Source organism: Sanguibacter suaedae (assembly GCF_016342785.1).
Classification (GTDB): domain Bacteria; phylum Actinomycetota; class Actinomycetes; order Actinomycetales; family Cellulomonadaceae; genus Sanguibacter; species Sanguibacter suaedae.
In genome coordinates this window covers 115,358-139,121 of sequence record NZ_JAEINH010000005.1, presented here as the reverse complement: position 1 = coordinate 139,121, position 23,764 = coordinate 115,358, and the positions used below count along the sequence as shown (strand labels likewise).

Here is a 23,764-nt window from a genome sequence, read left to right as displayed (position 1 = left end):
CAAGACGAGCCCACCCTCCGTGGGCACTCCGTGAGGACGGTGTTGATGACCACGCCGCAGCACAGCGCGCGCCGATCGGCCCAGACCACCGCGCCCGCCGCCCAGGGCCTCTACGACCCGGGGGCGGAGCACGACGCCTGCGGTGTCGCGTTCGTCGCGACGCTCCGGGGCACACCCGGCCGCGACATCGTCGACGCCGGCCTCACGGCGCTGCTCAACCTCGACCACCGTGGAGCGGTCGGGGCCGAGGAGAACAGCGGCGACGGTGCGGGCATCCTCACGCAGATCCCGGACGCCTTCATCCGGGACGTCGTCTCCGCGGACCTCCCGCCCGTGGGGTCCTACGCGATCGGCATGGCCTTCCTCCCGCAGGACCGGCAGGAGGCGGACGAGGTGGCTCGTGCCGTCGAGGCCATCGCCTCGGAGGAGAAGCTCGACGTCCTCGCCTGGCGTGACGTGCCCGTCACCGTCGACCTCGTCGGCCCCGGGGCGCGCGCGTCGATGCCCACCTTCCGTCAGCTCGTCGTCGCCGCCCCTGGCCGCGAGCTCAGCGGCATCGACCTCGACCGACGCACGTACCGGCTCCGCAAGAGGGCCGAGGGGGAGCTCGGGCTCTTCTTCGCGTCCCTGTCGGCCCGCACGCTGACGTACAAGGGGATGCTCACGACCGCTCAGCTCGAGCCGTTCTTCCCCGACCTCTCGGACCCCCGCTACGCGAGCGAGCTCGCGCTCGTCCACTCGCGCTTCTCCACCAACACCTTCCCGTCGTGGCCGCTCGCGCAGCCCTTCCGGCTCATCGCCCACAACGGTGAGATCAACACCGTGCGCGGCAACAGGAACTGGATGGCCGCGCGCCAGGGCAAGCTCCAGAGCGAGCACCTCGGCGACTTCGAGCCGCTGCTGCCCATCTGCAGCGAGGGATCGAGCGACTCCGCGTCCTTCGACGAGGTGCTCGAGCTCCTGCACCTCGGTGGACGGTCGCTGCCGCACGCCGTCCTCATGATGATCCCCGAGGCGTGGGAGAACCACGCCGAGATGACCCCTGAACGACGAGCCTTCTACGAGTACCACGCGAACCTCATCGAGGCGTGGGACGGGCCGGCCTGCCTGAACTTCACGGACGGGACCCTCATCGGCGCGGTCCTCGACCGCAACGGGCTGCGCCCCGGACGCTACTGGGTCACCGAGGACGGCCTGGTGGTCCTCGCGAGCGAGGCAGGCGTCCTCGACATCGACCCCGCGACGGTCGTGAAGAAGGGACGGCTCGAACCGGGCCGGATGTTCCTCGTCGACACCGCGCAGGGACGCATCGTCCCCGACGACGAGGTCAAGTCCCAGCTCGCCGCCCAGCGGCCCTACGCACAGTGGGTCGAGGAGAACTCGATCTTCCTGTCGGAGCTCCCGGACCGCGAGCACGTCATCCACAGCCCTGCCTCCGTGCAGCGCAGGCAGCGGGCCTTCGGGTACACCGAGGAGGAGCTCAAGATCCTCCTCACCCCGATGGCGAACGCCGGTGCGGAACCGCTCGGTGCGATGGGGACCGACACGCCCATCGCCGTCCTCTCCAACCGGCCCCGGCTGCTGTTCGACTACTTCACGCAGATGTTCGCCCAGGTGACGAACCCGCCGCTCGACGCGATTCGTGAGGAGCTCGTCACGGCGATCGGCGGGGCCATCGGGCCCGAGCCGAACCTCCTCTCGGACGTCCCCGAGCACGCGGGCAAGGTCGTGCTGGCCTTCCCGGTGATCGACAACGACGACCTCGCGAAGATCATCAACATCCACAAGGCGCCGGCGGCAGCCGGTCGGTTCAGCTCGATCACCGTCCGCGGCCTGTACAAGGTCGACGACGGTGGCGAAGGGCTGCGCGCACGGCTCGAGGAGATCTTCGCCGAGGTCGACGCGGCCGTCGAGGCGGGGACGAGCTTCATCGTCCTGTCCGACCGCGACTCGTACCAGGACCTCGCCCCGATCCCGTCGCTGCTCCTGCTCAGTGCCGTCCATCACCACCTGCTGCGCCGTCACACGCGGACCCAGGTGTCGCTCGTCGTCGAGGCCGGCGATGTCCGGGAGGTCCACCACGTGGCGCTCCTCGTCGGCTACGGGGCGGCCGCCGTCAACCCGTACCTCGCGATGGAGACGGTCGAGGACCTCGCCCACGCCGGGCACCTCGACGTCGACCCCGAGACCGCGGTCCGCAACCTCATCAAGGCGCTCGGCAAGGGTGTCCTGAAGATCATGAGCAAGATGGGCATCTCGACCGTCTCGTCGTACCGCGGCGCGCAGGTCTTCGAGGCGCTCGGGCTCTCCCACGAGCTCATCGGGGACTACTTCACCGGGACGACCAGTAGGCTCGGGGGGATCGGTCTCGACGTCATCGCCGCCGAGGTCGCGGCCCGGCACGCCGAGGCGTACCCCGCGTCCGGGAACTTCCAGGCGCACCAGCGTCTGGCCGTGGGTGGCGAGTACCAGTGGCGTCGGGACGGCGAGGAGCACCTCTTCGACCCGGAGACGGTCTTCCGGCTGCAGCACTCGACCCGCACCCGCCAGTTCGACGTGTTCCGCGAGTACACGAAGCGCGTCGACGACCAGGCCGAACGGCTCATGACCCTGAGGGGCCTGCTGGAGTTCGCCCCTGACCGCGAACCGGTGCCCCTGGACGAGGTCGAGCCGGTGAGCGAGATCGTCAAGCGCTTCAACACCGGTGCCATGTCCTACGGTTCCATCTCGGCCGAGGCCCACGAGACCCTCGCGATCGCGATGAACAGGCTCGGCGGCCGGTCGAACACCGGAGAGGGCGGCGAGGACCCGGAGCGTCTCCACGACCCGGAGCGCCGTAGCCGCGTGAAGCAGATCGCGTCCGGTCGTTTCGGCGTCACGTCGGAGTACCTGACGAACGCGGACGACATCCAGATCAAGCTCGCACAGGGCGCCAAGCCCGGGGAGGGCGGGCAGCTCCCCGGGCACAAGGTCTACCCGTGGGTCGCGAAGACCCGTCACTCGACCCCGGGTGTCGGACTGATCTCGCCCCCGCCGCACCACGACATCTACTCGATCGAGGACCTCGCGCAGCTCATCCACGACGCGAAGAACGCCAACCCCTCCGCCCGGATCCACGTCAAGCTGGTCTCCGAGTTCGGGGTGGGAACGGTCGCCACGGGCGTGTCCAAGGCGCACGCGGACGTCGTGCTCATCTCCGGCCACGACGGTGGGACGGGCGCCAGCCCGCTCACGTCGCTCAAGCACGCGGGGACGCCCTGGGAGATCGGGCTCGCCGAGACCCAGCAGACGCTCGTCCTCAACAACCTCCGCGACCGCATCGTCGTCCAGGTCGACGGGCAGATGAAGACGGGCCGGGACGTCGTCGTGGCAGCACTGCTCGGTGCGGAGGAGTTCGGTTTCGCGACCGCACCCATGGTCGTCTCGGGGTGCATCATGATGCGTGTCTGCCACCTGGACACGTGTCCTGTGGGCGTCGCCACGCAGAACCCCGAGCTCCGTGCGCGCTTCACGGGCAAGCCCGAGTTCGTCGTGAACTTCTTCGAGTTCCTCGCCGAGGAGGTCCGGGAGCACCTGGCGTCCCTCGGCTTCCGGAGCATCGAGGAGGCCGTCGGTCACGTCCAGGCTCTCGACACGCGTCGGGCCATCGAGCACTGGAAGGCCCAGGGCCTCGACCTCGGGCCGGTGCTGGCCGTCCCGCAGCCGCTCCCCGGATCGTCCCTGCGGAGCACCACCACCCAGGACCACGCCCTCGACAGGGCGCTCGACAACCAGCTCATCGCGCTCTCCGAGGCGGCCCTCGAGCGCCAGGCACCCGTCCGTGTCGCGTTGCCCGTGCGCAACGTCAACCGGACGGTGGGCACCATGCTCGGGCACGAGGTGACCAAGCGGTACGCGGGGGCGGGCCTCCCTGACGACACCATCGACGTGACCCTCACGGGGTCCGCCGGGCAGTCGCTCGGGGCCTTCCTGCCTCGAGGCATCACCCTGCGGCTCTTCGGCGACGCGAACGACTACGTGGGCAAGGGCCTGTCGGGCGGCAGGATCGTCGCCCGGCCCGACCGCGCGGCCGTGCTCTCCGGTGCGAGCAACGTCATCGCCGGGAACGTCATCGGCTACGGCGCGACGTCCGGAGAGATCTTCCTCAACGGCCAGGTCGGGGAACGGTTCGGTGTCCGCAACTCCGGTGCGACGCTCGTCGTCGAGGGCGTGGGGGACCACGGCTGCGAGTACATGACCGGCGGCACCGTGCTCGTCCTCGGTGGGACGGGTCGCAACTTCGGTGCCGGCATGTCCGGTGGGACGGCGTACGTCCTCGACCTGCGCCGGGAGGCCCTCAACACGACGGCGGCGACCACCGGTGAGCTCACCCTCTCCAGCCTCGACGCCGACGACGAGAAGGTGGTCACCGACCTCCTGCGCCGTCACCACGAGGAGACCGAGTCCCCGGTCGCGGCACAGCTCCTCGGCGACCTGCCGGCCGCGCTCGCCAGGTTCACGCGTGTCCTGCCGACGGAGTTCTCACGGATCCGCGTCGCGCTCGCCCAGGCGGACGCCGACGGGATCGACCTGTCCGTCCCCGGGAAGTGGGAAGAGATCTTGGAGGTGGCTCGTGGCTGACCCACGTGGGTTCTTGAAGGTCCGGGAGCGTGAGCTCCCCGCCTACCGGCCGGTGCCGGTGCGGCTCATGGACTGGCGCGAGGTGCACGAGCACCGGGAGGAGGACTCCGCCGTCGTCCGTGTCCAGGCGGGGCGCTGCATGGACTGCGGCATCCCGTTCTGCCATCAGGGATGCCCTCTCGGGAACCTCATCCCCGACTGGAACGACCTCGTGCGTCGCGACCAGTGGGAGTCGGCGATCGAGCGGCTCCACTCGACGAACAACTTCCCCGAGTTCACCGGTCGGGTGTGCCCCGCTCCGTGCGAGTCGAGCTGTGTCCTGGGGATCAACCAGCCACCTGTGACGATCAAGAACGTCGAGGTGAGCATCATCGACGAGGCGTTCGCCCGCGGGTACGTCACACCGCAGGTGCCGCAGCGCCTCACGGGCAAGACGGTGGCCGTGGTCGGGTCCGGCCCGGCGGGCCTCGCGGCCGCGCAGCAGCTCACGCGCGCCGGTCACACGGTCGCCGTCTACGAGCGGGACGACGAGATCGGCGGGCTCCTGAGGTACGGGATCCCGGACTTCAAGCTCGAGAAGCAGCACGTCGACCGCCGGCTCGAGCAGATGCGTGCCGAGGGCACCCGGTTCCGTGCAGGGGTGGAGATCGGTTCCGACCTCACGTGGGACGAGCTCCGGGCGCGGTTCGACGCCGTGGTCGTCGCGACGGGGGCGACCGTCCCTCGCGTGCTGCCCATCCCGGGGAACGACCTCGAGGGCATCCACGTCGCCATGGACTTCCTGCACCAGGCCAACGAGGTCGTCGCAGGCCGTGAGGTCGAGGATCAGATCCTCGCGACAGGGAAGCACGTCATCGTCATCGGTGGTGGCGACACGGGCTCTGACTGCATCGGGACGTCGCTGCGCCAGAAGGCTGCTTCCGTGACCACCTTGGCCATCGGCAAGAAGCCCCCTGTCGAGCGTCCGGCGGGTCAGCCCTGGCCCACGGACCCGGTGCTCTTCGAGGTGTCCAGCTCGCACGCCGAGGGCGGGGAGCGCGACTACCTCGCATCGACCGTGGAGTTCCTCGGCGAGGACGGTCGCGTCACCGCCCTCAAGGTCGCGACCACCGAGTACCTCCCCGACGGTCGACGCGTGCCCAAGGAAGGCACCGAGAAGATCATCCCGGCGGACCTCGTGCTCGTCGCGATGGGCTTCACCGGACCCGAGACCGACGTCCTCGTCGATCAGACGGCCGTCCCGCTCACGGACCGCGGCCTCGTCTCGCGCGAGGACGACTTCTCCACGGCGCTCCCCGGCGTGTTCGTCGCCGGTGACGCGGGACGGGGCCAGTCCCTGATCGTGTGGGCCATCGCCGAGGGTCGTGCCGCCGCAGCCACGGTGGACGCCTTCCTCCAGGGCAGCACCGAGCTGCCTGCTCCCGTCAGGGCCAGCACCTCGGCCCTGCGCCCCTGACCCCCTCCCGGGCTGCCGTCCGGGCACCAAGACCTTTGTCCCGACAGCAGCATCGAAACAAGCAACTAGGCTGGAGCTATGCGCAGAGCGAAGATCGTATGCACCATCGGACCCGTCACCGCCTCTCCCGAGCAGGTTCAGAACCTCGTCGACGCCGGAATGGACGTCGCGAGGATCAACCGGAGCCACGGAGAGCCCGAAGAGCACGAAGCGGTCTACAACAACGTCCGAGCCGCCGCGAAGGCCTCCGGCCGCTCGGTGGCGGTCCTCGTCGACCTCCAGGGCCCCAAGATCCGCCTCGGTCGGTTCGCCAACGACGAGAAGCAGTGGCTCAACGAGGGTGACACGTTCACCATCACCACGGACGACGTCGTGGGCACCAAGGAGCTGTGCTCCACCACGCACAAGGGCCTGACCAACGACGCCCGCGTCGGCGACCCCATCCTCATCGACGACGGCCGCGTCCTCGTCCGCATCACCGCTGTCGAGGGCTCCAACGTCGTCACCCGCGTCGAGGTCCCTGGACCCGTCTCCAACAACAAGGGACTCAACCTCCCGGGCGTGGCGGTCTCCGTCCCGGCCATGTCCGACAAGGACGAGCAGGACCTCCGCTGGGCGCTGCGCCTCGGTGCCGACATGATCGCCCTGTCGTTCGTTCGCAGCGCTGTCGACTACGACGACGTGCGCCGCATCATGGAGGAGGAGGGCCGCGTCCTCCCCGTCATCGCGAAGATCGAGAAGCCCCAGGCCGTCGAGAACCTCGCCGAGATCGTCGACGCGTTCGACGGCATCATGGTCGCCCGTGGCGACCTCGGTGTGGAGCTCCCGCTGGAGCAGGTCCCCCTCGTGCAGAAGCGCGCCGTCGAGCTCGCGCGTCGCAACGCGAAGCCGGTCATCGTGGCCACCCAGGTCCTCGAGTCGATGATCAGCGCACCGCGCCCCACCCGCGCCGAGGCGTCCGACTGCGCCAACGCCGTCCTCGACGGTGCGGACGCCGTCATGCTCTCGGGCGAGACCAGCGTCGGTGACTACCCGATCGAGGCCGTGCGCACCATGGCACGCATCATCGAGTCCACCGAGGAGCTCGGCCGTGAGCGCATCGCGCCCCTCGGGTCGACGCCTCACACGCGTGGTGGCGCCATCACGCGCGCCGCAGCGGAGATCGGTGAGATCCTCGGCGTCAAGTACCTCGTGACCTTCACGCAGTCGGGCGACTCGGCACGTCGGATGTCGCGCCTGCGCTCCGGTCTGCCGCTGCTGGCCTTCACGCCGCGCACGGACGTGCGCAACGTCCTCGCACTGACGTGGGGCACGCAGACGTACGAGGTGCCGTCCGTCGACAGCACCGACGCGATGGTCCGCCAGGTGGACTCGATGGTCCAGGCCAACGGTCTCGCGGACGTCGGTGATCTCGTGGTCGTCGTCTCGGGTGCCCCCGTGGGCGTCTCGGGCACGACGAACTCGATCCTCGTGCACCGTATCGGCGACGAGGTCTGACCTCAGCCTACGCACGACGACGCCCTCGCCCCGGTCTTCCGGGGCGAGGGCGTCGTCGTGCGTAGGGAGTGGCCCCCGAGCCGTCAGGTGCCGAGGACGCGGCGCAGCTCCGAGGTGAGAGCGACCCCACCGATGCTCACGTCCACGAGGCCCAGGACACCGAGGAGGAGGCCGTACGTCGCGTAGATCGTCACCGGGATCGCGAACGTCCACTCCCGCTTGGAACCTGTGTCCCCGAGGATCGGCAGGGCGACCGCACCGTTGCTCCGCCAGACGTCGTTGAGCACGTTGACCTTCCGCCACCACCGCGGAGGCTTCGGAGCCCATGGCCACAGGAGAGGCACCCCACCGGTGGTGAGCATGTCCCCGGCGATGTGCACGGCGAACCCGAGACCGACCGCCACGGGCAGCCACTCCCACTCCTCGGGCGCGTAGAGGGTGATGAAGGTCGCGACGGCTGCGGCGAGGACCCATGAGCGTCCCCACGAGTTCCCGTCCGTGAGGTGGGTGACCCGCGCGGCGTAGGCGACGAGGAGCAGCGAGAGCACTCCCGCACCCACCGCGACGCGTCCGAAGGTCTCCGTCTCGACGCCCACGAGACCGGCGAGCACCGCGAGCCCCGTGGCGACGGCGATCCCCAGGATGCTGTGGGTCCCGCGGCGGTGCCCGCCGGACAGGCGCGACACGGCCCGCGTGACGACCTTGGAGACGGGCGGCAGGGAGTTGCTGATCGTTCCCGACTGGTGGTCCGCGTCCGGGAGCATCGCCGCACCACCGCAGACGATCGACCCGACGAGCAGGCCCGACGGGGAGACCGGGTACCACCCGAGCATCAGAGGTCCTGTGCCGGCGACCGCCACCCAGGCGGCCGATCCGGTCGCGGCATGGTGGGCGCCCATCATGGTGCAGTCTCCAGCTGTGCTCGTCCGTCGAGGACCGGCGGGTCCGCTGACCTGGGACGATACAGAGTGCACGGACACTGGTGCAACGTACGTTCGATCACGGTCCTCGTCGTGGGTCCCGCGGAGGGTCAGCGGCGGGCGAGCCACTCCAGAGCGCCCTCCTCCGTGGTGAAGACGCCGGCGTCCTGGGCGACGAGCGCCGCGTCCAGCACGGTGGAGAAGGCGGGCCCGGGCGGCATGCCTGCCGCGATGAGATGACGGCCGGAGAGAAGGGGCGGTGCGGGCCGATCCCGTGCTCCCGCGGCATCGGCGAGCTCCAGCCAGCGCCCTGTGTCGCCGGGCGCTGATGCCGTGCCGCGGCCTCCACGGTCTCCACTTACCACGAGCGCCCACTCGTCCATGGTCGCGGGGGAGAGGCGTCGGGCGAGCCGACGGACCGCTGCGGGGGTCGGTTCGCGGACCGAGGTGGCCACCATGTGCTCGCGCACCAGCGGGAGGATCCGTGCGGTGATCGACCGTGGTGCCCCGATGCGGGCGAGGAACCGGGCGGCGATCGCGCGGCCTGCCTCGTCGTGGCCGTGGGAGGTGATCCTCCCGTCGGCGCGGCGCTGGGTGTGCGTCGCCTTGCCGACGTCGTGGAGCATCGTCGCGAGGACGACGACGGCGCGATCGACGCCCGTGAGGCCCGCGTCGTCGGCGAGCCGAGCGGCCACGTCGGACGCGAGGCGGGTGTGCTCGAGGACGTCGCCCTCGGGGTGCCAGCGGACGTCCTGGGGGATTCCGCGGAGGACCGCGAGCTCGGGGACGTGGCCGATCCACCCGGTCTCCTCGAGGACGTCGAGCCACGCGGACGGCCGGCGCGCGGTCGCGGCCATGAGGAACCACTCGTTCCACACCCGCTCGGTGGGCAAGGACGGGAACCGGTGGTTCAGGTGTCGTGACGCCTCGACGGTCGAGGGAGCCATGGTGAACCCGAACCTCGCGGAGAGGCGGGCGCCGCGCAGTACTCGCACGGGGTCGTCGTCGAAGCTGGAGGACGTGTGGCGGAGGACCCCTGCGTGCAGGTCGTCCAGCCCGCCCCAGCAGTCGACGACCTCGCCCGTGCGGGGGTCGAACATCAGGGCGTTCACTGTGTAGTCGCGGTGTCGCGACGCCTCTGCGAGGAGGTCGTCGTCCCGCGACCGCCCGTCGCCCGAGGGCGGTGTCTGCCCGCCGCGGGGCAACGACACGTCGAACGACTCGCCACCGGTCGTGACGGTGAGGACGGAGAAGGCCCGCCCGACCTCGTCGACGCGCGCCACCCTGGCGAGCGCCGGCGCGAGCGCCTCGAGCGGGAGGCCGTGGACCTCGATGTCGACGTCCTTGGGTCGTTCTCCGGGCTCGAGCAGCGCGTCGCGCACGCAGCCGCCGACGAGGTACCCGCGCCCGCCGGCGGACCTGATCGCGTCGAGCAGGCGGGAGGCCGCCCCGGTGACCGGCACGGCCGCACCCACGCGTCGCACCGACCCCGACCGTGCGGCCGTCCGGGCGGGGGCAGGGCTGTCGTCGGACGTGTCCCGGGTCGTCATGCGGTCACGCTACCGCTCGGGTGGGTTCCTCAGGAGGCGTCGCCGAGGAGGTCGTCGTCGAACTCGAAGTGCCACGGCTCGTACTTGTCTGACTTCGCCCAATCAGGGTTGACCCAGCCGAACTCCTCACCGTTCTCGTGGAGCCAGGCCTGCATGGGGCCGAAGACGTCGACGGCCAGGCCCAGGCCGTGCTGACTCGTCCCGGGGACGGCCGCGAGCTCCGGCTTGAGGCCGGCGAGCGAGACCTGGCCGGCCAGCGTGCGGTAGGAGTCGGTCATCCGTGAGGACGGCATCCCGGCGTCGTAGGCGTCCTCCAGGGCGAGGGCGGCGTCGCACCGCAGACGGTGCTTGGGGGCGAACGACAGGGTGCAGAGCTCGTCGAGGGGGATCGTGCCGTTGTCGTACTCGGCTGCCGACAGGGCGCGGGTCTCGGCGATCTCCTCCGGGGTCGGAGCGGGCGGCGGGGGAGGTGGCGCCGGGGTGAGGACCAGGGTCGCGTCCTCCATCTCCCACACCGCGTCGACGGAGACGGTGACGGCGGGGGAGATCCGCGCGGGACGGCGGGTGCCGTCGGCGGGTTCGGCTGCGGTGGCCGGGCCCGCGGCGATCGCGCCCAGGGCGGCGACGACAGTGACGAGGCCCAGGCGGCTGGCGATCTGCATCGTCCGCGTCTCCTTCGTGGTCGTGACGGCGCGCGCCCAGGGTCAGCCGGGCAGGCGGGCGCGTCGGTGGTGCGAGGGTCGGGCCCCGGCTCGTTCCTCGGTGGCCCGCGTCGTGTCCTGCCCTGTCTATCGGCGACGGGGAAGAACTCTTGAGCGGGCGGCGCGCAGAGAAATGCAGATGTGATTCACATCGCATTCGTGGCAGGCGTGATAGTTCCCGGCTTCACCGCAGGTCAGCGCGTCGCGCGGGATGCTGGTGATTGCGCGCGAGAAAGCCCGTGCCGTGTGGCGCAAGGGCGCATGAATGCTCGCAGGAATTCTCCGCGGGCACGGCTGGGACGCGTCAGGCGGGGACGGCCACGGCCGTCGTGTCGCGCGGGCGCGCGACCGAACCGGCGAGGAGCGCCATCTGCGCGTAGCAGGACGGCACCGGCCGTGCCGGCGACGGGGCGGTGAGGACGGCGGGGATGTACGCGGGGTCGATGATCGGGACGACGGGCGCCGGCGTGAGGGCCACGTGGATCCCGAGGTCCACCGAGGGGGCGGCGCCGTCGTGCGCGGTGGTGCCGCCGAGCGCGGCGCGGACGGACTCCACGCTCGTTCCCGTCGCTGCGGCGATCTCCTCGTGGGTCGGCCGGCGTCGGAGCTCGTGCGTGAGTGCTGCGAGGGTCGCGGAGGCGCCGGCGGTCGAGCGCGGCGAGGGCTGCGCGGTCCAGTCGTACGACGCGAGGTGGGCGACGAGGTGCTGTCGCACGACGAGGGTTGCGACGGTGCCGAAACGAGCCCCGGAGTCGACGTCGAACGTCTCGGCCGCTCGAGCCAGACCTGCGACGCCGGCGGCGGCGAGGTCGTCGCGACGGACGTGCGCAGGAACCCTCGACAGGGTCTCGGACACGACGTGTCCCACGAGCGGGAGGTGCGTGGTGATCACGTCTGAGTCGAGCATCGTGGTGTTCCCCCGTGGTCGTGGAGCAGAAGGCGGTGACGGTCGTCGCGCCAGCCGATTCCCCCAGCGCTCTCGTTCGAGTATGGGTTCACATACCCGCGGTATGCAAGGAGTGGTGCCGTATTCGTCGGCCCGTTCCTGGGTGAATTCCGCCGGCTCAGGAATATGCGCCGACGGCATGTCGGCGCCACGCCGACGCCACGAGGGGGCTGCTCGGGTGAGGCCGGTTGGGCCTGTGTGCCACGGCGGGTGCGTGGTGCCGACCAGGGCGAGGCGCGGACGACGGCGGAAGGTGGTGCCCCGGGTGGGATTCGAACCCACACTGGATCGGGTTTGAGCCGAACGCCTCTGCCGGTTGGGCTACCGGGGCGCGGTAACAGGCGTGAAGTGCTCGACTATGTAACCACACGTGTGGCGAGCGTCTCGCACCCGGCGCCCTGCGACGGCGGTCCGGTGCCACACCCCGCAGCGCCGACGCACTACGATGTCGGGTGTGAAGGACAACGACGAGACGCAGGCCATCGTTCCCCCGCTCGACCTCCCCCCGATGCTCGAGCCCGAGGTCGTCGAGCCGGCGGACGAGCCCGAGAAGGTCGAGCCCAGGCGTGCCCGACGCGCCGTCGTGGCCGAGGACGAGGCGCTCATCCGCATGGACGTCGTCGAGACGCTCCGAGAGGCGGGCTTCGACGTCGTCGGCGAGGCCGGTGACGGCGAGACGGCGGTCCGGCTGGCCATCGAGCTCGAGCCCGACGTCGTCGTCATGGACGTGAAGATGCCCGAGCTCGACGGCATCTCCGCCGCGGAGCGCATCGGCAAGGCGCACGTGGCCCCCGTCGTCCTCCTCACGGCCTTCTCCCAGACCGAGCTCGTCGAGCGCGCCCGGGACGCCGGAGCCATGGCCTACGTCGTCAAGCCGTTCAGCCCGGCGGACCTCCTGCCCGCGGTCGAGATCGCGATCTCTCGCTACGCCCAGATCACGGCGCTCGAGTCCGAGGTGGCGGACCTGGCCGACCGGTTCGAGACCCGTAAGCGCGTCGACCGTGCCAAGGGTCTGCTGATGACCAAGATGGGTCTGAGCGAGCCGGACTCCTTCCGCTGGATCCAGAAGACGTCGATGGACCGCCGCCTGACCATGCGCGAGGTCGCGGACGCGGTCATCGACCAGGTCGGTAACGCCTGACCGGGCGGTTCGTCCTCCCGAGCGCTTGACGGCCGGTGCCGTCGGCGCCCATCCTGTCAGTGGGGCCTCAGGTCCTGCCGAGCAGGACGAGGTCGTCGATCACCGGGTCCGCGCGTAGGGGAGTCGGCGTCGAGCAGAGCCCCGTGCCGTCCTCCGGACAGCACACCTGACGAGAGGGAGCCCCGTATGCGCGCGTTGCTGGACGTCCGCCCCGCGGTCGCCGACGATCTCCGGGTCATCGCAGGCCTGTGCATCACGGCGCGACAGGAGTCCGCCACCGGTGCCCAGCTGTGCATCGACGACGAGGACCGGCTCGTGCGCCAGCTCGGGACGCTCGCGAGCGTCCCCGGTGGGCAGATCATCGTCGCCCATCATGAGGGCGCCCCCGTGGGGTTCATGCTCGTGCGGGTGCTGGAGCCCAATCTCTTCAACGACGTCCACTCCGTGTACATCGAGGCGCTGTACGTCGCGCCCGACTTCCGTCGTCGGGGTGCGGGTCACGCGCTGCTCACCGCCGCGGGCGACCTCGCCGCCTCCGTCGGCGCGCCGGACGTCTACTCCGTCCCGCTGCCCGGGTCCCGGGGCGTCCAACGGTTCCTCGCGCGACTGGGCTTCGCCCCCGCCGCCGGGCACCGGGTCGTCGCCACAGCGGTGCTCCAGCGCAAGCTCGCCGCCGAGGCGGCCGGGACGCGTCGACAGGTGCGCGGCATCGAGGACCTCATCGCACGACGACGCAAGGCGCGGATCGAGACCCATTCCGGGCCGGTGGACCTGCGGAGCTTCCAGGCGAGCCTCGCTCAGGGCACCCCGCCCGCGACCGAACCCCCGGCGCGGACGGGCTCGCTGCCCGCACAGTCACTCCGAGGGCGTGAGCACCAGGCAGGTTAGGCGCGCGGTGCACACCCGGCGCCCGGCGTCGTCGGCGACGACGATCTCGTAGCTCGCGGTCGTGCGACCCCGGTGGATCGCCGTGGCCGTCCCCGTGACCAGCCCGCCGCGGGCGCCACGATGGTGCGTCGCGCTCACCTCGATGCCGACGACGGGCCGGTCCGGACCGGCGTGGACCTGGGCGGCGAACGAGCCCAAGGTCTCCGCGAGCACGACGCTCGCGCCCCCGTGGAGCAGCCCGGCGGGCTGGGTGTTCCCGGCAGCCGGCATGGTCCCCACCACCCGGTCCGCGCTCGCCTCGAGGACCACGATCCCCATCCTCTCGATGAGGGTTCCCCGTGCCTGACGGTTGAGCTGCTCGGTGATGTCGTTGTCGGTCATGGACGATAGGTTTGCAGGCGTGACGGACATCGCGCGACCCAGGCTCCTGCTCATCGACGGCCACTCCATGGCGTATCGGGCGTTCTTCGCGCTCCCGGCGGAGAAGTTCACCACCACCACCGGCGAGTACACGAACGCCGTCCACGGCTTCGTGTCGATGCTCGCGAACCTCGTCAAGGTCGAGCAGCCGACCCACGTCGCCGTCGCCTTCGACGCCGGGAGCACGACGTTCCGGACCGAGGCGTTCCCCGCGTACAAGGGGACCCGGGACGCGACGCCCGAGCCGTTCAAGGGCCAGGTACCGCTCATCAAGGAGGTGCTCGACGCCATGCGCGTCCCGCACCTCGAGAAGGAGCGCTTCGAGGCCGACGACATCCTCGCGACCCTCTCCCACCAGGCCCACGGCCTCGGCATGGAGGTGCTCGTGTGCTCCGGGGACCGCGACTCCCTGCAGTTCGTGAACGACGACGTCACGGTCCTCTACCCGGTCAAGGGCGTCTCCGAGCTCGCCCGGATGACCCCCGACGCGGTGCAGGCGAAGTACGGTGTGGCACCCCACCAGTACCCCGACCTCGCGGCTCTCGTGGGCGAGACGAGCGACAACATCCCCGGTGTGCCCGGCGTGGGTCCCAAGACCGCGGCCAAGTGGATCGCCCAGTACGGCGGTCTCTCCGAGATCCTCGACCGTGCCGATGAGATCAAGGGCAAGGCGGGGGAGAACCTGCGGGCGCACCTCGAGCAGGTACGCACCAACCGCACGCTGAACCACCTCCTCACCGACGTCGACCTGCCCGTCGGCCCGGACGATCTCCGGGCCCAGCCGTGGGACCGGGAGGCCATGCACCGCGTCTTCGACGCGCTGCAGTTCCGGACGCTGCGGGAACGCCTCTTCGCGATGATGCCGGACGACGGGGACGACGAGCCCCAGGAGAGTGCCGCGGCGTCGGTCGACGTCGCGGACCTCGGCACAGGCGAGCTGGGTGCCTGGCTCGACGCACGCTCGGGGGCACGCCTCGGCCTGGAGGTGGCCGGTCGCCCCACGCCGGGTGCGGGCGACGCCTGGACCGTGGCCGTCGCGGACGGGAACGGTGGCGCGGCGGTCGTCGACCTCTCCACGGTCGACCCGGCCGACGAGGAACGGCTCGCTCGATGGCTCGAGGACACCGACGCTCCCAAGGTCGTCCACGGCTACAAGGGGGCCTGGCACTCCCTCGCCGGCCGCGGCCTCGAGCTCCGGGGCGTGGAGTTCGACACCGAGCTCGCCGCCTATCTGTGCCACCCCGACCAGCGGTCCTACGACCTCGGGGAGCTGGCCGTCCGGCACCTCCACCGCGAGCTCCGGGTGGACGACGCGCCGACCGGTGACCAGGGCGCCTTCGACCTGTCTCCCGACGGTTCCGGTGAGGCCACGAGACTGGCCGTGCGCGCCGCGAGCCTCGTCGAGCTCGCCGAGGTCCTCGCGGGCGACCTCGCCGACCGTGGCTCCAGCGGGCTGCTCACGACGCTCGAGCTCCCCCTCGCGGAGGTCCTCGCCCGGATGGAGCACCGCGGCGTCGCGGTCGACGTCGAGTACCTGCGCTCGCTCGAGTCCCACTTCGGGGAGATCGTCGCCGGGGCCGCGGCGGACGCGTATGCGGTCATCGGTCGGGAGGTGAACCTCGGGTCGCCCAAGCAGCTCCAGGAGGTCCTGTTCGACCAGCTGGGGATGCCGCGGACGAAGAAGATCAAGACCGGCTACACGACCGACGCCGCGTCGCTGGCCGACCTCTTCGTCAAGACCGAGCACCCCTTCCTCGCGCACCTCCTCGCCCACCGGGACGCGACCCGGCTGCGCCAGACGGTCGAGGGGCTCCTCCGTTCGGTCGCCGACGACGGCCGCATCCACACGACGTTCCAGCAGACCATCGCGGCGACGGGCCGGTTGAGCTCGACCGAGCCCAACCTCCAGAACATCCCGATCCGCACGGAGGCCGGGCGGCGCATCCGGCGCGCGTTCGTGGTGGGGGACTCGGCGGAGACGCTCCTCACCGCGGACTACAGCCAGATCGAGATGCGCATCATGGCGCACCTGTCCGGCGACGAGGGGCTCATCGAGGCCTTCCGCACGGGTGAGGACCTGCACAGCTACGTGGGTTCGCGGGTGTTCGGTGTCCCCACCGACGCGGTGACGAGCGGTCAGCGGTCCAAGATCAAGGCCATGTCGTACGGGCTGGCGTACGGGCTGTCCTCGTTCGGTCTGTCCAAGCAGCTGAACATCGAGGTCTCCGAGGCGTCGAAGCTCATGGAGGACTACTTCTCCCGCTTCGGCGGCGTGCGGGAGTACCTCACGGGGGTCGTCGAGGAGGCGCGCGCCACGGGGTACACCGCGACGATCATGGGGCGGCGCCGGTATCTCCCGGACCTCACGAGCGACAACCGTCAGCGACGCGAGATGGCCGAGCGGATGGCGCTCAACGCGCCGATCCAGGGCAGCGCGGCCGACCTCATCAAGGTCGCCATGCTCGGGGTGGAGCGGGAGATCGGCGGCCGGGGTCTGCGCTCGAGGCTGCTCCTCCAGGTGCACGACGAGCTGGTCCTCGAGGTCGCCCCGGGCGAGAGGGACGAGCTCGAGGAGCTCGTCCGCGAGCAGATGGCGGCCGCCGCGGACCTCTCCGTCCCGCTCGACGTGTCGGTCGGTTCCGGCAGCAGCTGGCACGACGCCGGCCACTGAGGGCCGGCGACGGTCAGGCCCGGCAGACGAAGATCGCCGTCCCGGGCAGGACGGTGCCTCGGACAGGGCTCCAGCCGCCCCACGTCTCGCCGTTGCTCGCGGGCCACTCCGGTTCGACGAGGTCGACGAGGGTGAGACCGGCCGCGACGACGTCACGGACGTGGTCGCCGACGGTCCGGTGGTACTCGGCGTACGTGACGACGCCCGTCTCGTCCGTCTCGGCGTACGGTCGACGGTCGAAGTACGACCTGGTCGCGGTGAGACCGCGCACCGACGGGTCGTCCGGGAACGCCCACCGGACCGGGTGGGTCACGGAGAACACCCACCGGCCGCCCGGGCGCAGGACCCGCGCGACCTCCGTGTGGACCGCGATCGCGTCGGGGACGAAGGGGATGGCACCGTAGGCGCTGAACGCCACGTCGACGCTCGAGTCCTCGAAGGGCAGCGCGCGGGCGTCCGCCTGGACGAGAGGCACGGCGCGGCCGGTCCGACGGTTCATGGCGGCGCCCTCCGCGAGCATCCGGGCGGAGACGTCCGTCGAGACGACGTCCACGCCGCGGGAGGCGAGCCAGCGCCCGCACTGTGCGGCGCCCGCACCGACCTCCAGCACCCGGCGTCCGACCAGGCTCTGCGTCGGACCGAGGAGCTGGGCGTCGACCTCCCGGAGGCCCTCCGGTCCCCAGCAGAAGTCGTCCTCGCCGAGGAAGTCGCCGTGCTCCTCGACGTACTCGCGGGCGTTGGCGTCCCACCACGACCGCCCGGCCCTGCCGCCGGCCTCGTCCGGGACGTCCTGGTAGCCGGCACGTCGCAGGTCGTGGGAGTCCATCGAGACATTGTCCGCCACGCTGGGACCTTGGGCGGTCACTGCCGTCGGCCGCGGTCTGTAGGGTTGGAGGACCAGCGGCCCCCGCCCCGGCGGGCGGCCGAAGCCGCTGGTCACGTTCCGTTTTTCTCGAGGGAGTACGAATGCGCATCGGTCTGCTCACCGGCGGTGGCGACTGCCCAGGTCTGAACGCCGCGATCCGCGCCGTGGTCAAGCAAGGGCTGGGGGAGTACGGGCACACGATCATCGGCTTCCGCAACGGGTGGAAGGGCGTCGTCGACGGCGACGTCGTTCCGATGTCCCGCGAGAACATCCGCAACGTGCTCCCGCAGGGCGGGACGATGCTGGGCACCGCGCGGTACCACCCGCACTCCTCCGACGGTGGCATGGACGCCGTCATGGCGACCCTCGAGGCGGAGCGCATCGAGGCGCTCATCTGCATCGGTGGTGACGGGACGCTCAACGCGGCGAGCAAGGTCGCGGAGCACGGCATCAAGATCGTCGCCATCCCCAAGACGATCGACAACGACGTCGCCGGCACGGACCTGTCGATCGGGTTCCACACCGCGGTGAACATCGCGACCGAGGCGATCGACCGGATCCACACGACCGCAGAGAGCCACAACCGCGTCATGGTCGTCGAGGTCATGGGCAGGCACGCCGGGTGGATCGCGGTGAACGCGGGGATCGCCGGTGGCGCCGAGCTCGTCCTCGCGCCGGAGGAGCCCTTCGACATGGACCGCATCGTCAAGTTCCTCAAGCACCGGCACCGCGCCCACGCGAACTTCTCGATCGTGGTCGTCGCCGAGGGTGCGCTGCCGCGTGAGGGCAGCTCCATGCAGTACGAGGCGCAGCTCGGTCAGTTCGGAGAGATCATCGCCGGGGCGATCGGGGAGCGCGTCGCGAACGAGATCGCGACGCGGACAGGCTTCGACACGCGCCTCACCATCCTCGGGCACGTCCAGCGGGGTGGGACCCCGACGCCCACCGACCGCATCCTGGGGAGCCGGTTCGGGGTGGCCGCCGTCGACGCCGTGACGCACGGCGAGACCAACGTCATGACCGCCCTGCGCAACGAGGAGGTCGTGCTGGTCCCCCTCTCGGAGATCGCCGGGAAGGTCAAGCACGTCCCGGCCGACCTCCTCCGGGTGGCACGAGTCCTCGCCTGACACCCCGCGTTGACCCCGTAGTGCACCCCCGGTAGGGTATCTGGCGGTGCACTACGGCCGTGCCCCGACGTCTCCCGCAGGTAGCCGGCATCCGTGCCCACGCGCCAGCGGGGTCGCACGGAGTCAGGGTCGGGTCATCATCCCTTTCCATCACTACTTCCTGTCCGCATCGGAGCACCTGACTCAATGACCCTCTCTACCCCCGCGAAGTCCGCACCGCAGGTCGCCATCAACGACATCGGTTCTGCAGAGGACTTCCTCGCCGCCATCGACGCCACCATCAAGTACTTCAACGACGGTGACATCGTCGAAGGCATCATCGTCAAGGTCGACCGTGACGAGGTGCTCCTCGACATCGGCTACAAGACCGAAGGCGTCATCCCCTCCCGCGAGCTGTCCATCAAGCACGACGTGGACCCCGGAGAGGTCGTCAACGTCGGCGACGCCGTCGAGGCGCTCGTCCTCCAGAAGGAGGACAAGGAAGGCCGCCTGATCCTGTCCAAGAAGCGCGCTCAGTACGAGCGTGCCTGGGGCACGATCGAGAAGATCAAGGAAGAGGACGGCGTCGTCACCGGCACCGTCATCGAGGTCGTCAAGGGCGGCCTCATCCTCGACATCGGTCTCCGTGGGTTCCTCCCCGCGTCGCTCGTGGAGATGCGTCGGGTCCGCGACCTCCAGCCGTACGTCGGCAAGGAGATTGAGGCGAAGATCATCGAGCTCGACAAGAACCGCAACAACGTGGTCCTGTCGCGTCGCGCATGGCTCGAGCAGACGCAGTCGGAGGTCCGCTCGACCTTCCTGCAGACGCTCCAGAAGGGCCAGGTGCGCCCCGGTGTCGTCTCCTCGATCGTCAACTTCGGTGCGTTCGTCGACCTGGGCGGCGTGGACGGCCTCGTGCACGTCTCCGAGCTGTCCTGGAAGCACATCGACCACCCGGGCGAGGTCGTCGAGGTCGGCCAGGAGGTCACCGTCGAGGTCCTCGACGTCGACTTCGACCGCGAGCGTGTCTCGCTGTCCCTCAAGGCGACGCAGGAAGACCCGTGGCAGACCTTCGCCCGCACTCACGCGATCGGTCAGGTCGTGCCGGGCAAGGTCACGAAGCTCGTCCCCTTCGGTGCGTTCGTGCGCGTCGAGGACGGCATCGAGGGTCTCGTCCACATCTCCGAGCTGGCCGTGCGCCACGTGGAGCTGCCGGAGCAGGTCGTCAACGTGGGCGACGACGTCTTCGTCAAGGTCATCGACATCGACCTCGAGCGTCGCCGCATCTCGCTGTCCCTGAAGCAGGCCAACGAGGGCGTCGACCCGGAGAGCGACGACTTCGACCCCGCGCTCTACGGCATGGCGGCCGAGTACGACGAGCAGGGGAACTACAAGTACCCCGAGGGCTTCGACCCCGAGACGAACGAGTGGCTCGAGGGCTTCGAGTCGCAGCGTGAGACCTGGGAGTCGCAGTACGCCAAGGCGCACGAGCGCTGGGAGTCGCACCGCAAGCAGGTCGCGGAGGCCATCAAGGCCGACACCGAGGCCGCTCAGTCGGGCGACACCGAGCCGACCGCCAGCTCCTCGAGCAGCTCCTACTCGTCGGCTCCGGTCGCCGAGGTGAGCACGGGCGGGACGCTCGCGTCCGACGAGGCTCTCGCCGCTCTGCGCGAGAAGCTCACGGGCAACTGATCCGAGGCGGCTCGCAGAGCCGCCCGGAGGGTCACGTCCAGCACGACGACGAAGGGCCGGTCACCTCGCGAGAGGTGACCGGCCCTTCGTCGTCGGTCGCGGAGCCCGCCACCACGATCAGAGCACGGGGTCGTGCTCGCCCTCCTCGCTGAACTGGCGGGCATGGAGCTCGGAGTAGAGCCCCCCACGAGCGAGCAGCTCGACGTGCGTGCCCTGCTCGACGACCGACCCGGCGTCGAGGACCACGATCCTGTCGGCCTCGCGCACCGTGGACAGGCGGTGGGCGATGACGATCGACGTCCTGCCCACGAGAGCGGCCCGGAGGGCTCGCTGCACGGCTGCCTCCGACTCCGAGTCCAGGTGTGCGGTCGCCTCGTCGAGGATGACCACCTCGGGGGCCTTGAGCAGCAACCGGGCGATGGCGAGCCGCTGACGTTCGCCACCGGAGAGGCGGTACCCGCGGTCGCCGACGACGGTGTCGATCCCGGCGGGGAGCGACACGACGAGGTCCCAGACGTGCGCCGCGCGCAGGGCGGCCTCGAGCTCGGCGTCCGACGCGTCGGGCCGGGCGTAGCGGAGGTTGTTGGCGATCGTGTCGTGGAACATGTGGGAGTCCTGCGGGACCGTGCCGATCACCGCCCGCAACGACTCCTGAGTCACGTCGCGGACGTCCCTGCCCGCCACACGGACCGTTCCCGAGGTCGCGTCGTACATCCTCGTCACCAGGTGCGAGACGGTCGTCTTCCCGGCACCGGACGGTCCGACGATCGCGACCATCTCACCGGGGCCCACGGTGAACGTCACGTCGTCGAGAGTGTCCGACACCGGGTCGGAGCTCAGGGCCGCCGTGGACTCGAGCGACGCGAGGGACACCTCCGAGGCCGCGGGATACCGGAACGACACCCCGGACAGCTCCACACCCGCGCCGCGCTCCGCTGCGACGGGCCGCAGGTCCATGGCGTCCGCGGCGTCCGTGACCGTCGGTGCGAGGTCGAGGACCTCGAGGACCCGCTCGAAGCTCACGAGCGCGGTCATGACGTCCACCTGCACGTTCGACAGGGCGGTGAGCGGACCGTAGAGCCTGCCCAGGTAGGCCGTGAGCGCCACCACGACCCCGACCGTGATCCCGCCCGAGATCGCCATGACCCCGCCGAGACCGTAGACGACCGCGACGGCGACCGCGGCGACCGTGGTCAGACCCACCCGGAACACCGTCGTGTACAGGGCCTGGCGGATGCCGATGTCGCGGACGCGGGTCGCCGCGTCGGTGTACGTGCGCGCCTCGTCACCAGGACGCCCGTACGTCTTCGCCAGGTGTGCGCCCGCGACGTTGAACCGTTCGTTCATGATCTGCGCGGTGTCGGCGTTGATGGCGTAGCTCTCGCGGGTGATGCGGGCGAGCCTCGGACCGATCCACCGGGCCGGCAGGACGAACGCGGGGAGGAGGGCGAGGGACAGCAGCGTGAGCTGCCACGACATGGTGAGCATCGCGGCGAGGACGAAGACCACGGTGAGGGAGTTGCTGAAGACGCTCGAGAGGGTGCTCGTGAAGGCCTGCTGAGCACCGAGGACGTCGCCGTTGAGGCGTTGGACCAGCGCGCCCGTCCGGGTGCGGCTGAAGAACGCGAGGGGCATGCGCTGGACGTGGTCGAAGACCGCGGTGCGCAGGTCGAGGATGAGGCCTTCGCCGATGCGTGACGACAGCCAGCGCTGCCCGAGGGTGAGCGCCCCGGACGCGAGGGCGAGGACGGCCACGAGACCTGAGAGCCACAGGACGACGTCGCGTCGTCCCGGGGTGATCCCGTCGTCGATGATGGCCTTGAGGATCAACGGCGTGGCTGCGCCGATCGCTGCGTCGACGGCGATCAGGCCGAGGAAGGCCACGAGCTGGCGGCGGTACGGGGTGGCGAAGCGCAGGACGCGGGAGACGGTTCCCCGGGCGAGGGTGTGGTCCTTGACGCTCGAGTCCTGCCGGAAGGAGCGCATGCCCCCTCCGGGGCCGCCGAACCCGCTGCCGGCGCTCACGGGGATGGACATGGTGACCTCCGACCCTCTGGACGACGCACCAGGTGGTGAGCCACACTCACCAACCATCGGGGGCGGCGTTCTGTTCCCGCCCCGGTCGACTACGCTCGGCGGCATGACAGGGAGCGAGGGGGCGAGCGAGCCCGTCTCGCCGCCCGACGCCGTGACGGGGGCGGAGTTCGTGGCGCTGCTCCACCAGGCGCTCCGGCAGGTCCGTCGCGCGGCGCAGGAACGGCTCGAGCCGACGGGGACCACTCCGGGTCAGCACCGGATGCTCCGGGCGCTCGACCGTGCCGGCGCTCCGGTCCGGCTGCGGGAGCTCGCCCGGGTGCTCGACGTCGTGCCGCGGTCGGTGACGTCGAAGGTCGACGACGCGGAGCTCGCGGGTCTCGTCCGTCGGTCGGCGGACCCGGCGGACGGGCGCGCCACCCTCGTCGAGCTCACGCCGCGCGGTCGTGAGGTTCTCGGCCAGGCGAACGCCTGGCGCAGCGCCCGGGCCGGCGACCTCCTCGCCGGGCTGGACCCTGCGGAGCGCCAGGACCTGCTCAGGCTGCTCCGCCGGGTCGCCGGGGAGGACGACGGCTAGAGGCGTGGGAGGGTCCTCCCGTTGCCCCGGCTGCCCATGGGCGGGAGGATGTCAGGATGTTGCGCATCGGACTGACAGGAGGCATCGCGGCGGGAAAGTCCGTTGCCTCGCAGCGTCTGGCCGAGCTCGGGGCCCTGGTGATCGACCACGACGTCCTCGCCCGGGAGGTCGTGGCTCCGGGGACCGTGGGGCTGGAGAAGATCGTCGAGAGGTACGGCGACGGTGTGGTGGACGAGAACGGCGCGCTCGACCGGGAGGCGCTCGGGCGGATCGTGTTCGACGACGCCGGGGCGCGCGCCGACCTCAACGGGATCGTGCACCCGGAGGTGCGTCGGCTCGCCGCGGAACGAGAGGCCGCGGCCGGGGCCGCCGACCCCGAGGCCGTCGTCGTGCACGACATCCCGCTCCTCGTGGACACGGGGCAGTCGGAGGGCTTCCACGTCCTCGTGGTCGTCGACGCGCCCGCCGACCTCCGCGTGCAGCGGCTGGTGGAGTCCCGGGGGATGACGCGTGAGGACGCGCAGCGGCGGGTCGCCGCGCAGGTGGGCGACGACGAGCGCCGTGCGGCCGCCGACGTCGTCCTCGACGGCGCCGGCACCGTCGAGGAGCTGCGTGCCGGGGTCGACGCCCTCTGGACGCGGGTCCGGGCAGAGGTGGTCGAGGAGCTGGTCTGACGGGAC

Annotated in this window: 17 protein-coding genes and 1 tRNA gene; 10 read left to right on the top strand and 8 right to left on the bottom strand. The window is 70.8% G+C overall.

Features of this window, described 5'->3' with window-relative positions; all coding sequences use genetic code 11:
* Positions 1 to 45: 45 nt before the first annotated feature.
* The 3 genes from gltB to pyk all read left to right on the top strand — a co-directional run bounded on the left by gltB (position 46) and on the right by pyk (position 7,573).
* Complete coding sequence (gene gltB / locus JAV76_RS07890) at positions 46 to 4,620, top strand: glutamate synthase large subunit (RefSeq protein WP_198733495.1); 4,575 nt, start codon at positions 46 to 48, stop codon at positions 4,618 to 4,620.
* Positions 4,613 to 6,076, top strand: a complete 1,464-nt coding sequence (locus tag JAV76_RS07885; protein WP_198733494.1) for a glutamate synthase subunit beta — start codon at positions 4,613 to 4,615, stop codon at positions 6,074 to 6,076. The genes gltB and JAV76_RS07885 overlap by 8 nt, the downstream gene beginning before the upstream one ends.
* Before the next feature lie 78 nt (positions 6,077 to 6,154).
* Positions 6,155 to 7,573: a pyruvate kinase gene (pyk, locus tag JAV76_RS07880; protein WP_198733493.1), complete on the top strand. Its 1,419-nt coding sequence runs from the start codon at positions 6,155 to 6,157 to the stop codon at positions 7,571 to 7,573.
* 83 nt (positions 7,574 to 7,656) lie between these two features.
* Here pyk and JAV76_RS07875 read toward each other — a convergent pair whose 3' ends face one another.
* The 5 genes from JAV76_RS07875 to JAV76_RS07855 form a co-directional block, all read right to left on the bottom strand.
* Entirely contained in the window at positions 7,657 to 8,475 is an 819-nt protein-coding gene (locus JAV76_RS07875; protein WP_198733492.1) for a metal-dependent hydrolase, read from the bottom strand.
* A gap of 128 nt (positions 8,476 to 8,603) precedes the next feature.
* Complete coding sequence (locus JAV76_RS07870) at positions 8,604 to 10,043, bottom strand: CCA tRNA nucleotidyltransferase (RefSeq protein ID WP_198733491.1); 1,440 nt, start codon at positions 10,041 to 10,043, stop codon at positions 8,604 to 8,606.
* Positions 10,044 to 10,072: 29 nt separating this feature from the next.
* The gene (locus JAV76_RS07865) at positions 10,073 to 10,705 is read right to left on the bottom strand and encodes a M15 family metallopeptidase (RefSeq protein WP_198733490.1); all 633 of its coding nucleotides are present in this window, start codon (positions 10,703 to 10,705) and stop codon (positions 10,073 to 10,075) included.
* A gap of 343 nt (positions 10,706 to 11,048) precedes the next feature.
* The gene (locus tag JAV76_RS07860; RefSeq protein ID WP_198733489.1) at positions 11,049 to 11,651 is read right to left on the bottom strand and encodes a sigma-70 domain-containing protein; all 603 of its coding nucleotides are present in this window, start codon (positions 11,649 to 11,651) and stop codon (positions 11,049 to 11,051) included.
* A 293-nt stretch (positions 11,652 to 11,944) separates the two neighbouring features.
* Positions 11,945 to 12,021, bottom strand: a tRNA-Leu gene (locus tag JAV76_RS07855).
* A 177-nt stretch (positions 12,022 to 12,198) separates the two neighbouring features.
* Between JAV76_RS07855 and JAV76_RS07850 the strand changes: the two genes are divergently transcribed.
* Together JAV76_RS07850 and JAV76_RS07845 are read left to right on the top strand one after the other, a co-directional pair.
* Complete coding sequence (locus JAV76_RS07850) at positions 12,199 to 12,831, top strand: ANTAR domain-containing response regulator (RefSeq protein ID WP_372403357.1); 633 nt, start codon at positions 12,199 to 12,201, stop codon at positions 12,829 to 12,831.
* Between the two features lie 186 nt (positions 12,832 to 13,017).
* Positions 13,018 to 13,719: a GNAT family N-acetyltransferase gene (locus JAV76_RS07845; RefSeq protein WP_198733487.1), complete on the top strand. Its 702-nt coding sequence runs from the start codon at positions 13,018 to 13,020 to the stop codon at positions 13,717 to 13,719.
* On the opposite strand, the gene JAV76_RS07840 is transcribed toward JAV76_RS07845, so the two are convergent.
* Entirely contained in the window at positions 13,687 to 14,100 is a 414-nt protein-coding gene (locus tag JAV76_RS07840; protein WP_230402021.1) for a hotdog fold thioesterase, read from the bottom strand. The two genes, JAV76_RS07845 and JAV76_RS07840, sit on opposite strands and share 33 nt — an antisense overlap.
* Here JAV76_RS07840 and polA point away from each other — a divergent pair.
* Positions 14,099 to 16,810 carry a DNA polymerase I gene (polA, locus tag JAV76_RS07835; RefSeq protein WP_198733485.1) on the top strand — a complete coding sequence of 904 codons (2,712 nt, stop codon included), beginning with the start codon at positions 14,099 to 14,101 and terminating at the stop codon, positions 16,808 to 16,810. The two genes, JAV76_RS07840 and polA, sit on opposite strands and share 2 nt — an antisense overlap.
* A 13-nt stretch (positions 16,811 to 16,823) precedes the next feature.
* On the opposite strand, the gene JAV76_RS07830 is transcribed toward polA, so the two are convergent.
* The gene (locus tag JAV76_RS07830; RefSeq protein WP_198733484.1) at positions 16,824 to 17,636 is read right to left on the bottom strand and encodes a class I SAM-dependent methyltransferase; all 813 of its coding nucleotides are present in this window, start codon (positions 17,634 to 17,636) and stop codon (positions 16,824 to 16,826) included.
* A gap of 140 nt (positions 17,637 to 17,776) precedes the next feature.
* On the opposite strand from JAV76_RS07830, the gene JAV76_RS07825 reads away from it, so the two are divergent.
* Together JAV76_RS07825 and rpsA are read left to right on the top strand one after the other, a co-directional pair.
* Positions 17,777 to 18,802, top strand: coding sequence for a 6-phosphofructokinase (locus JAV76_RS07825; protein WP_198733483.1), 1,026 nt, complete (start codon positions 17,777 to 17,779; stop codon positions 18,800 to 18,802).
* Between the two features lie 186 nt (positions 18,803 to 18,988).
* On the top strand, positions 18,989 to 20,473 hold the full coding sequence (rpsA, locus tag JAV76_RS07820; RefSeq protein WP_198733482.1) for a 30S ribosomal protein S1: 1,485 nt from the start codon (positions 18,989 to 18,991) through the stop codon (positions 20,471 to 20,473).
* Positions 20,474 to 20,590: 117 nt separating this feature from the next.
* Here rpsA and JAV76_RS07815 read toward each other — a convergent pair whose 3' ends face one another.
* Positions 20,591 to 22,510, bottom strand: coding sequence for an ABC transporter ATP-binding protein (locus tag JAV76_RS07815; protein WP_198733481.1), 1,920 nt, complete (start codon positions 22,508 to 22,510; stop codon positions 20,591 to 20,593).
* A 103-nt stretch (positions 22,511 to 22,613) separates the two neighbouring features.
* On the opposite strand from JAV76_RS07815, the gene JAV76_RS07810 reads away from it, so the two are divergent.
* Together JAV76_RS07810 and coaE are read left to right on the top strand one after the other, a co-directional pair.
* Complete coding sequence (locus JAV76_RS07810; protein ID WP_198733480.1) at positions 22,614 to 23,084, top strand: MarR family winged helix-turn-helix transcriptional regulator; 471 nt, start codon at positions 22,614 to 22,616, stop codon at positions 23,082 to 23,084.
* Between the two features lie 56 nt (positions 23,085 to 23,140).
* On the top strand, positions 23,141 to 23,758 hold the full coding sequence (coaE, locus tag JAV76_RS07805) for a dephospho-CoA kinase (RefSeq protein ID WP_198733479.1): 618 nt from the start codon (positions 23,141 to 23,143) through the stop codon (positions 23,756 to 23,758).
* Positions 23,759 to 23,764: the final 6 nt, after the last annotated feature.

Coding starts and splice junctions, on each gene's coding strand:
- gltB (WP_198733495.1), top strand. CDS start 46: ATGACCACGCCGCAGCACAGCGCGCGCCGATCGGCCCAGACCACCGCG.
- pyk (WP_198733493.1), top strand. CDS start 6,155: ATGCGCAGAGCGAAGATCGTATGCACCATCGGACCCGTCACCGCCTCT.
- JAV76_RS07875 (WP_198733492.1), bottom strand. CDS start 8,475: ATGATGGGCGCCCACCATGCCGCGACCGGATCGGCCGCCTGGGTGGCG.
- JAV76_RS07870 (WP_198733491.1), bottom strand. CDS start 10,043: ATGACGACCCGGGACACGTCCGACGACAGCCCTGCCCCCGCCCGGACG.
- JAV76_RS07865 (WP_198733490.1), bottom strand. CDS start 10,705: ATGCAGATCGCCAGCCGCCTGGGCCTCGTCACTGTCGTCGCCGCCCTG.
- JAV76_RS07860 (WP_198733489.1), bottom strand. CDS start 11,651: ATGCTCGACTCAGACGTGATCACCACGCACCTCCCGCTCGTGGGACAC.
- JAV76_RS07850 (WP_372403357.1), top strand. CDS start 12,199: ATGCTCGAGCCCGAGGTCGTCGAGCCGGCGGACGAGCCCGAGAAGGTC.
- JAV76_RS07845 (WP_198733487.1), top strand. CDS start 13,018: ATGCGCGCGTTGCTGGACGTCCGCCCCGCGGTCGCCGACGATCTCCGG.
- polA (WP_198733485.1), top strand. CDS start 14,099: ATGGACGATAGGTTTGCAGGCGTGACGGACATCGCGCGACCCAGGCTC.
- JAV76_RS07840 (WP_230402021.1), bottom strand. CDS start 14,100: ATGACCGACAACGACATCACCGAGCAGCTCAACCGTCAGGCACGGGGA.
- JAV76_RS07830 (WP_198733484.1), bottom strand. CDS start 17,636: ATGGACTCCCACGACCTGCGACGTGCCGGCTACCAGGACGTCCCGGAC.
- JAV76_RS07825 (WP_198733483.1), top strand. CDS start 17,777: ATGCGCATCGGTCTGCTCACCGGCGGTGGCGACTGCCCAGGTCTGAAC.
- rpsA (WP_198733482.1), top strand. CDS start 18,989: ATGACCCTCTCTACCCCCGCGAAGTCCGCACCGCAGGTCGCCATCAAC.
- JAV76_RS07815 (WP_198733481.1), bottom strand. CDS start 22,510: ATGTCCATCCCCGTGAGCGCCGGCAGCGGGTTCGGCGGCCCCGGAGGG.
- JAV76_RS07810 (WP_198733480.1), top strand. CDS start 22,614: ATGACAGGGAGCGAGGGGGCGAGCGAGCCCGTCTCGCCGCCCGACGCC.
- coaE (WP_198733479.1), top strand. CDS start 23,141: ATGTTGCGCATCGGACTGACAGGAGGCATCGCGGCGGGAAAGTCCGTT.